Origin of the sequence: Mesorhizobium sp. M7A.F.Ca.US.014.04.1.1, assembly GCF_003998745.1 — a bacterium.
Taxonomy (GTDB): Bacteria; Pseudomonadota; Alphaproteobacteria; order Rhizobiales; family Rhizobiaceae; genus Mesorhizobium; species Mesorhizobium ciceri.
The window spans coordinates 1-10037 of the sequence record NZ_RZRW01000182.1; the positions used below are offsets into that span (position 1 = coordinate 1).

The following is a 10037-nucleotide window of genomic DNA, read 5'->3' on the forward strand; positions in this document are numbered from 1 at the left end:
GCAGCGAGCCTCTTGCTGGGCCGCGGGCTACAGCCGGGCGCGCAGATCGTCGGCCTTTGGCGCAGCCTGATCCTGGGGCGGGAGGCGTTGGCAAGGGTCGAGAAGCTGGTCGACGGGGGCGCGCAGAGCGAAAGATCGTTCAACCTGCCCAAGCCCACCGGCAAGATTTCGGTTGAGCAGGTCAGCTTTGCAATTGCAAGCCAGCAGAAAGTGCTTCTGCGGGACGTATCGTTCCGGCTGGAAGCAGGCGAGACGCTGGGAATCGTCGGCCCTTCCGGCGCCGGCAAGTCGACGCTGGCGCGTCATCTCGCGGGCGTCATGCAACCCAGCCGTGGTACCGTCAGGCTGGACGGCGCCGACCTGTCGCAATGGGGACACGACGCGCTCGGCGACCACATCGGCTATCTGCCGCAGGATATCGAACTCTTCTCCGATACCGTCGCCGCCAACATCGGCCGCTTCAAGACCAATGTCGACCAGGAGGTCATCGAGGCCGCGCGGCTCGCCGGCGTGCATGAGATGATCATCCGCCTGCCGCAAGGCTATGAGACGCAGATCGGCGAAGGCGGCGCAGTGCTGTCAGGAGGATATCGCCAACGGATTGCTCTTGCCCGCGCAGTGTTCGGAACTCCGAACCTGATCATTCTCGACGAGCCCAGCTCCAATCTCGATGCCGATGGCGACCGCGCGCTGAGCGACTGCGCGATCGAACTCAAGCGCCGCGGCAGTACGGTGATCATCGTCTCTCACCGGCCCTCGACCCTGGCGAATGTCGACAAGATCCTCCTGTTGCGCGATGGCGCCGTCGAGGCCTTTGGCATGAGAAACGAGATCGTGGCGCTCCTCAACCAGCGCGCGGCGCCAATGGCGGTGGCAACGCAATGAGCCGTGTTTGGAGAGAGCGATGAGCGACGGCGCGCTTACCTACCGGAGCCTGCCTGGCGACGCCGGTATTCTGGCCCCGGATTCGATCCGGGTGCCGGCCTATATAGGTCTGCTGATCATCGTTGCTTTCTTTGGCATCTTTGGCGGCTGGGCGGCCTTTGCCCCGCTGAACGGCGCCGTGCTTGCCGACGCCATCGTCAAGGTGGATGGCAATCGCAAAAGCGTACAGCACTTCGACGGCGGTACGGTGAAGGAGATCCGCGTCAAGGATGGCGACGTCGTCAGGAAGGGCGACATAATGCTGAAGCTGGACGACACCAGGATTCGGTCCGAGTTCAATCTTTATGCCCAGCAATATGCGCTGTTGCGCGCAACCGATGCCAGGATCCGAGCCGAACTGGACGGCAGCGAGGTTGTTGCCTTTCCCAAGGACATTCTCAAAGAGCACGAAGACTACCTTAGGGATGCAATGGCAAACCAGATCGCCGATCTGGAAAGCCAACGCGCCTCGATGGCCGGCGCCAGGCAGATCCTCGAGCGGCGCATTGCCGAACTCGAGGAGCAGATCCAGGGCAAGCAGTCTCGGGTCGAATCTTACCATGCCCAGTTGCAATCGACGATCAACGAGAAGGCCAGCCTGTCGAAGCTGCTCAAGGCCGGATTGACGACCCGCCCACGCATCCTGGAGCTGGAAAGATCCGCCTCGGATCTGCAGGGCCTGATCGATGAGAACCTCGGCGCGATCGGCGGCAGCCAACAGAGCAAAGCCGAACTCGAAAGCCAGATCGCACAATTGACAAATGAGCGCCGAGCCAAGCTGTCGGCCATGCTGATCGATACGCAATCGAGCCTTTCCGACCTCGTGCCCAAGATGTTTGCCGCCCAGGCTGCCATGGACCGAGCCGAGGCGCGCGCGCCGTATGACGGCCAGGTGATGGATCTCAGCGTCTTCTCGATAGGCGCGATCGTTTCGCCGGGCCAGACCATCCTCGATATCGTGCCGACCGAAAATTCGCTGATCGTCCAGGCCCAGATTCGCGTCGAGGACATATCGAACCTGCGACCCGATATGGCTGCCGAAGTTCGTTTCACATCCTACAAGCAGCGCTCAATACCCATAATTCATGGCCGCGTCTCCCGCATTTCGGCGGATCGCATTACCGACAGCAAGACCGGGTTTCCCTACTATCTTGCCGACGTAGCGGTCGATCCGGTGGAATTGGCAGCAGCCCCACAGATTGCGCTTTATCCGGGCATGCCAGCGTCAGTCATGATCGTCACCGAGGAACGCACCGCGCTCGACTACATTCTGGGCCCGCTGGTTGTGTCGTTCCACTCCGCCTTTCGCCAGAAATGACGGATTAGCCAAGCGACTTCGCTTTTGAGGTGATTCTGACGCAGAGCAGTCGGAGACAAGCCGACAACCAGTCGCTCATGGTCTGCATGTTCCCTGCCGACAGCCCCTCTGTTTCTTTGGTGCTGGATCTGATGATCCTAGATGTTTGATCCCGGGCTTTATGGAGCATCCTTGTCTCCCGAATGAAAGGATGCGCTATGGGCCAAGTTCTGCATGGGAGCGCCAAAACGACAGAGGCGGTCCGTCGAGCGATACAGCATAGTCAAGAGAACCTGAGGGGCTGGCCAAGCGCTACGGGATCAACCGGAAGACGGTTGCGAAGTGGAAGAGGCGAGCTTCGGTCGCCGATCTATCGACTGGTCCGAAGGAACCGAGATCGAGGGTGCTCTCGATTGAGGACGAGGCGGACATTGTCGCTTTCCGCCGCTACACGCTGCTGCCACTCTTCCGTACGCACGGAACTGCAGGACATCATTTCCGCCCACATCTGGAAGCCGACAACTTTTCCTGAATGAGTGTGCGAAAAGAATGCATGGTTCCAAGTCGGCTGGCGGTTTGCGCGCCAAGGCTGGTTTGATCAGCTGCACACTGATCGTGACGACAACTGCAACCGTCGCGAGCTCCGGTCCTGGGCCAACCGACCACATAAGTTTATTCGTTTTTGACCAATACGCGCCGGTGAATTCCTGTAATCTTCGGAACAACACCGGGACAACCGGGTCAACCAGAAAGGTCGGGGAATGAAATACGTCGTCGATACGATCGGCGGTCCCGCAGGCGGTGATGCCTGGCAAGCCGCTGTTACCGAAGCCTATTTTCCGCTCGACACCGAGTATCGGAACCGTCGCGAATTTTCAGGCACGCTGGAAACCTTCTCGCTTGGGCTCGTCAGCGTGTCTAAAATGCGCTGCGATGCCGTAAGCTATCGTCGCCACCGCCGCCACTTCCTCAACGAGCGTGACGCCAGCCTGCTCATCACGATCCCGGAGATGTCGGAGGTGAATTTCTCGCAAGGGTCGAGAACCGTCAATTGCAGGCCGGGGGGCTTTCTCGTCGAGCGGGGAGATGCGCCTTACGAATTCTGGCACGGCAAGCCAAACGCGCTGTGGGTCCTCAAGGTACCATCATCGAGCGTTCGGGCACGGATCGGATCCGCCGAACGGCTCAGTGCGCTCAGTTTCGACGCGACCCAAGGCATCGCCGCGCTCTTCCTCGACACGGTGCGAACCACGATCGGTCATCTCGATGAGATCACTGAAGTCGCTCGTGAGATGATGGGCAGGCACATCCTGGAAATGCTGTGCCTGTCGATCGTGAGCGACGATCGCGTGCTGGACAGCAGCATCTCGTCGATCCGGGCCGGCCATTTGCATCGTGCCGAGCAGTATATTCGCGACAATCTGAAGAATTCCGACCTCGGCCCGCAGGCGGTGGCTGATGCCTGCGGCATCTCCCTGCGTTACCTGCAGGTCCTTTTTCAGGACAGCAACCAGTCGATCAACGGCTTCATCCGCGACGCCCGGCTTGAACTTTGCGCCGAGGAGCTGATGTCGGTGACCAACATCAGCAGCGTAGCCGAGATCGCTTACCGCTGGGGCTTCGCCGACCAGTCCCAGTTCTGCAAGCACTACCGGACGCGGTTCGGCTGCGCACCGACGGATACCCGTCGCGAAGCAGCGAACCGGGCGGGCGGCTCTTCGGCCTCGCGAGAGCGCCACTAGTCCCGACGAAATCCGGGCCAATTCCACCATTCATGCAACGTCTCCCCGGCAAGGGGCGACGAAGGCGGGGCTTTGCCCGCAAGACCTTGCGAAGGAACTGTCATGAGCCGAATCAGAGTTGCCGTCGATGTCGGAGGGACTTTCACCGACATCTGCATCATGGACGAAGACAGCGGAGCGATCCGCATCGAAAAAACCGCCTCCACGCCTGACGATCCCATGCAGGCCATCATGAATGGCGTGGAGCAGGGGCGCATCGATCTTTCGGAGGTAACGATGTTCTCTCATGGTACGACGGTCGCCACCAATGCGCTGATCACCCGCCGTCTGCCGCGCACCGCAATGGTCTGCAGCGAGGGTTTTCGTGACGTTGTAGAGATCCGTCGCGCCAACAAGGAAGATCTCTGGGACACCTACAAAGATGTCGCCAAGCCCTATATCCCGCGCCGCGACCGGCTGACCGTCCGGGAACGGGTCAGTGCCGAGGGCACGATCCTGGAAGCGTTGGACGAAGAGGCCGCGCGCCGTGTCGCGGAGATTCTCAAGAAACGGCAGGTCAAGTCCATCGCCGTCTGCTTCATGAACTCCTATGTGAACGGCGCCAACGAGCGCCGCATGCGTGAGATCCTGAAGGAGGCAATGCCGGATCTGCCGGTCTCGATCTCCTCGGAGGTGATGCCGGAAATCTTCGAGCACGAACGTTTTTCCACCACCATGGCGAACGCCGTCTGCGCCCCGGTCGTCGTCGACTACGTGTCGCGTCTCGGAGAAAAGCTTGCCGACGCCGGATACAAGCGAGATCTCCTGTTGCTGCACAGCGGTGGCGGGGTCATGACGCCCGCGAGCGTCAAGGATTTCTCAGCCCGGCTCGCGGGATCCGGCATCGCCGCCGGCGCCATCGCAAGCCGCTTCATCGGAAATCTCTGTGGCTACCCGAACTCGATCGGCTTCGACATGGGCGGCACCAGCACCGACGTCTCGCTGGCCTGGAACGGGGAGTCGCGCATCACAAAGGACTGGTACATCGAATTCGGATATCCGATCCGCTTCCCCTCCATCGAGGTATTGACCATCGGTGCGGGCGGCGGGTCGTTGGCATGGCAGGACGAGGGCGGCAGCTTGCGCAACGGGCCGCAGTCCGCTGGCGCCTTTCCAGGTCCGGCCTGCTACAAGAATGGCAACCTCATTGCCACCAACACCGATGCCAATGTGGTGCTCGGCCGTCTCGGCACCAGCCTTGCGGGCGGCAAGATCACGCTCGACCCCGCTCTGGCCGCCGAGGCGGTTCAGGAGACGGTAGCGGAACCCTTCGGCATGGAACTCCACCAGGCGGCCGAGGCGATCATCGCCGTCGCCAACGCCAATATGGGCAATGCCGTCCGGCTTCTCTCCATCAGCCGAGGCTACGACCCGCGCGACTTTGCGCTGGTCGCATTCGGCGGTGCTGGCGCTTTGCACGGAGCGGCGGTGGCCAAGGAGCTTTCGATTCCAACCGTGATCGTACCGCCCAATCCCGGCGTTACCTCCGCGCTCGGTTGCCTTCTCGTCGACGTGCAGCACGATTTCTCCGAAAGCTTCATGGCCGATGCTTCGACTGTCTCGCCCGCCGAGATGCAGGCAGCCTTTGTTCTGATGGAAAAACAGGCGGTTGAGCGTCTGGGCCATGAGGGCGTGGCGCAGGAAGACATGGCGCTGCAGCGCACGGTCGAGATGATGTACCAGGGCCAATGGCGCTCGCTCGCGGTGTCAGCCCCGGCGCGGATCGAGAGCATCTGCCCGCTGATCGAGGCATTCCACAACGAACACGAACGCGAGTTCAACTACCGCCGCGAAGAGGCGCCGGTGTCGATCTTCCGCATCGCGGTCAAGGCGATCGGCATCGTCCCGAAAGCCGAGATACCGCGACACGAAGTCTTGCCTCATGTGCCCGAGCCGCTCGGCCGCCGCGGCGTCTGGTTCGACGGCGTATCTCATGATGCGGCTGTCTATGAACGCGACCAACTCAGCGCCGGCGCTGCCTTTGCGGGACCCGCCATCGTCGAACAGTTCGATTCCACCACCGTGGTTCCGCCGGGAATGAGCGCGACCGTCGATGGCTTCCTGAACATTCTCATCGTGACGAAAGGCTGAGACATGACAAAGCTGATTGAAACGGGCCCTGGCCTCGATCCGGTAACGTTCGAGGTGCTGAAGAACTCCTTCATCACCACCGTCGACCAGATGGCCGAACAGATGCTTCGCACCTGCTATTCCTTCGTCATCTACAACCGAGACTTTTCGAACGCCCTGCACGACGCCGATGGCAACTCCGTCGCCCAGGGCAACTACGACATCGCGGTCCATGTCGGCACACTGCACAACACGTGTAAGGAAGTGATCCGGGTCTTCGAAGGCGATATGGCACCCGGCGATGTCTACGCAATCAACGATCCTTATGCCGGCGGTACGCATTTCAGCGACGTTCGGCTCGTCCGGCCGATCTTCGATGAAGACAAACTGATCGGCTTCTCCCAGTCGAACGGACACTGGTCGGATCTCGGCGGCTCGGTGCCGGGCTCCTTCGACGTCACCGCCCGCGACATGTTCCGCGAAGGGCTGCGGATAACGCCGCTGCGCCTTTTCCAGCGCGGCCGCTTCTGCTCCGATGTTGCCAACATGATCGCGGCCAACACGCGCGATCCCGCATCGATCATTGGCGACATCCATTCCCAGGCGCAAGCGACGCAGGCGGCCGAGCGCGAACTGCTGCGGCTGGTCAAGAAGTACGGGCGCGGCCAGGTCATGCGCGGTATGGAGGAGGTTCAGGACTACGTCGAACGTGCCGTGCGAAAGCGTCTGGCGGAGCTGCCCGACGGCACCTGGGAGACGGTCGACTACATCGACCGGGATCTCGGTGCCGGCGAGGGCATGATCCCGATCCGCATCAAGATGACGATCAAGGGCGACACGATCCACTACGATTTTACGGGAAGCCACTCGACCATTGCCTCGATGTATAATTCCGCACCGGGCGCGACCTTCTCGGCCGTGGTCGCCGGCATGAAAACCTTCTTTCCGGACCTCCCGCTCAACAGCGGGTTTTACCGGATGATCGAGGTGACCGCGCCGAAGAACAGCATCGTCAGCGCGGAATGGCCGGTGGCGGTGACCGGGTTCCTGATGCCGTTTGAAAAGATCATGAACGCGATCTTCGAGATGTGGTCGAAGATCATGCCCGAACGCGCTATCGCCTGCGCCTTCAACCTCGAATATCTGCTGGCCGGGGGACGGGATGCGCGCAAACCCGAAAAGCCGATCTTCATGTTCTACGAATGGCTGCCTGGCGGCTGGGGCGGGCGCAACGGCAAGGATGGTGCCGATGTCACCACCGCCTGCTTCGGAACCGGGCTGATGTCGCAGCCGAACGAAGGCAACGAGCGGGTCAATCCCACTCGGACGCTCGAGTTCCAGATCAAGCAGGATTCAGCCGGGCCCGGCAAGTGGCGGGGCGGCGTCGGCGTGCAGAAGACCTCATTGCTGCTTGAGGCTGAAAATGCCGTCATGTCCTATATTTGCGACCGCGAGCGTGCTGTCGTCTGGGGTGTCGAAGGAGGCCTGCCGTCGATGCCCCACGGCTTGACCATGAAGCGCGCCGGAGAAGAGACCGAGATCTGGCTCGGCTCCGTATTCTCCGATTACTCCGTCCACACAGGCGACCAGTTCGCTCGTCCGACGGCCGGCGGCGGTGGTTTCGGCGATCCACTGCAGCGCGAGCCCCGCAAGGTGATGGAGGACGTGATCGACGACTACGTTTCCCTGGAGCGTGCCAGGACTGACTACGGTGTGGTGATCCGCGAAATCGACCGCGACCTGTGCCAGTACGAAATCGACGAGACGGCGACCGAAGCCTGCCGTACCGACATCCGGGCGAAACGGAAGGGCTGGGCACGCATGGATCCCGAGGAGGTCGCGCGCAAATACCGCTCCGGCGAGATCGATACGCTCGATGCGGTTCGGCACTATGCCGTGATCCTCGACTGGGAGACCGGCGAACTACTTCCCAAAACCACCGCCCAGTTCCGGGAGAGTTTTGAGAAACGGACCGTCACCCACTGGGTCTGAGCGCCAGCGAGCGCGCCGCAATCTTGCGGGCGCTCGCGGGATGCCAGAGTTATCTGTTTTTTCGATACCATATTCAAAGAATTACTATTTCACAGGAACCTAAAGCTGGAGCAACAATGTCGCAGCGCCGCGAAGGTTGGCTGCTCCGAGGGGTATGACAGATGGCACCAGGCGTGGGACGATCGTTCACCGCGGCCAGCACACTTGAAGAGGCAATGGCAGCACGCCGGCAGGGCGCGGTGGTGCTTGCAGGCGGCACCTGGATGATGCGTGATCCCCAACGCGGGGTCGACCTTCCCGACGCGGTGGTCGCACTCGACCGAATACCGGCCTTGTCCAAGGTCGAAATCGACTCGGACCATGTCGTGATCGGCGCAGCTGTTACCCACGCAGTCCTTGGCCGCGCATTGCATGGGGCAGCGGGCTTCGAAGGTCTGGTTGACGCGGCGGAGAACGCGGCCAATCCCGGTATCCGAAGGGTCGCCACCGTGGGCGGTAACCTTTGTGCCCTCGACTTTGCCGCCGCCGATCTCGCCCCTGCGCTTCTCGTCTGTGAGGCGACGGTGGAGCTGGAGACGTTCGAAGGCCCAAAACTCATCGGTATTTCGGATTTCCTCAAAGACAGGCATGCGCTGCTGGCAGAGGCGATTGTGACGAGAATTCATCTGCGCCGCGACCTTGTCGCAAGCGCGCATATCCGCCTGCCGCTTCGGAAGGCTGGCGACTATCCGGTCGCCGTCGTCTCGCTTGCGGTGGACAAGGACAAACGATGTCGCATCGCCGTCGGCTCGGTGGAGCCGGTAGCGCGGCGCTGGACGGCGCTCGAACAGGCGATGAGGGCAAGCCAGGCCTCCGCGCTCGATCCGGAGCGCGCTGCCGGGCTTGCACTAGAGCACAATGATTTTCAGGGCCGCGACGGCAGGGAAGCGGAGGGTTGGTACCGGCGCCAGGTTCTTCCGCCGCTGGTCAAGCGCGGTGTTGCCGCACTTCTCAAGACCGAGGGCCTGGCATGGTTGTGACATTCCAGCTGAATGGCGAGGACTGCAGCTTTCACGGCGATCCGATGACGCCGCTCGTCGACATCTTGCGGCGGGAACGATTCCTGACGGGGACCAAAGCCGTGTGCCGCGAAGGCTTCTGCGGCGCCTGCACGGTGCATGTCGACGACGAAGCGGTGCCGTCCTGCCTGAAGCCGATTGGCCTGGTCCAGGGGTGCGCGGTCACGACCATCGAGGGATTGAGCTCCGGAAACCAGGCGCTGCATCCGCTCCAGGCCAATCTAGAGGCCGCCGATGCCGTGCAATGCGGCATGTGTTTTCCAGGAATGGTTATGAGCCTTTCGGCGTTCGTGCGTGACAATCCGCATGCGAGCCGTCCCGACATCAAGGCCGCGATGGTCGGCAACATCTGCCGCTGCACCGGATATGAGCGGATCGTCGACACCGTGGCCGACTGCCTTGACCAAGCGCGGAAGGCTGGCCAGTCGGTGGGAGGCCTCCATGTCTGAGCTGTCCGCCACCGTGATGAATCTTCCCCGCCGCGATGCGCAGGACAAGCTGCGCGGGCGGACGAAATACACCAACGACCGGGTTCGCCCCGACATGTTGCATGCCGTGCTGCTGCGGTCGACCGTTTCCGCGGGGCGTATCCGCAAGCTCGACCTTTCGGCGGCACTTCGCTGTCCTGGCGTGCGCGCGGTGGCGACCGGCGCCGACGCGCCAGGCCTCTACGGCATCGGCATTGCCGACCATCCGCTCCTGGCCATCGACACCATCCGCTATCACGGCGAGCCGATCGCCGTCGTTGCCGCCGAAACGGAGAAGCAGGCGCGGGCGGCGCTTGCCGCCATCATGCTTGAGGTCGAGCCGCTGGTACCGGTGTCCACCATGGCCGAGGCACTCCAGCCCGCCGCCCGTCTCGTCCACGAGGGCTGGCGCGGCTATGAGGTGATCACCGAGGGCGGCGGGCTGGAG

Annotated in this window: 7 protein-coding genes and 2 pseudogenes; all 9 read left to right on the plus strand. The window is 62.0% G+C overall.

Going from position 1 to position 10037, the window contains the following annotated elements:
- Positions 1-885 (plus strand): ATP-binding cassette domain-containing protein (locus EOA22_RS14405; RefSeq protein ID WP_127390043.1); only part of this gene is annotated, 885 nt, incomplete at its 5' end.
- A gap of 19 nt (positions 886-904) precedes the next feature.
- Positions 905-2242 (plus strand): HlyD family type I secretion periplasmic adaptor subunit, encoded by a 1338-nt coding sequence (locus EOA22_RS14410; RefSeq protein ID WP_127390044.1) that lies wholly within the window; start codon positions 905-907, stop codon positions 2240-2242.
- 197 nt (positions 2243-2439) lie between these two features.
- Positions 2440-2684 (plus strand): annotated as a pseudogene (locus tag EOA22_RS14415) (helix-turn-helix domain-containing protein); the annotation flags it as partial.
- Between the two features lie 298 nt (positions 2685-2982).
- A complete protein-coding gene (locus EOA22_RS14420; RefSeq protein WP_013533169.1) occupies positions 2983-3963 on the plus strand; it encodes a helix-turn-helix domain-containing protein in 981 nt (326 codons plus the stop codon).
- 102 nt (positions 3964-4065) lie between these two features.
- On the plus strand, positions 4066-6093 hold the full coding sequence (locus tag EOA22_RS14425; RefSeq protein ID WP_063167462.1) for a hydantoinase/oxoprolinase family protein: 2028 nt from the start codon (positions 4066-4068) through the stop codon (positions 6091-6093).
- 3 nt (positions 6094-6096) lie between these two features.
- A complete protein-coding gene (locus EOA22_RS14430) occupies positions 6097-8064 on the plus strand; it encodes a hydantoinase B/oxoprolinase family protein (protein WP_063167463.1) in 1968 nt (655 codons plus the stop codon).
- A 161-nt stretch (positions 8065-8225) separates the two neighbouring features.
- Positions 8226-9083, plus strand: a complete 858-nt coding sequence (locus EOA22_RS14435) for an FAD binding domain-containing protein (RefSeq protein ID WP_063167464.1) — start codon at positions 8226-8228, stop codon at positions 9081-9083.
- Positions 9074-9571: a (2Fe-2S)-binding protein gene (locus tag EOA22_RS14440; RefSeq protein WP_063167465.1), complete on the plus strand. Its 498-nt coding sequence runs from the start codon at positions 9074-9076 to the stop codon at positions 9569-9571. Before EOA22_RS14435 ends, EOA22_RS14440 begins: the two co-directional genes overlap by 10 nt.
- Positions 9564-10037 (plus strand): annotated as a pseudogene (locus EOA22_RS14445) (xanthine dehydrogenase family protein molybdopterin-binding subunit); the annotation flags it as partial. The gene EOA22_RS14440 and the pseudogene EOA22_RS14445, both read left to right, overlap by 8 nt.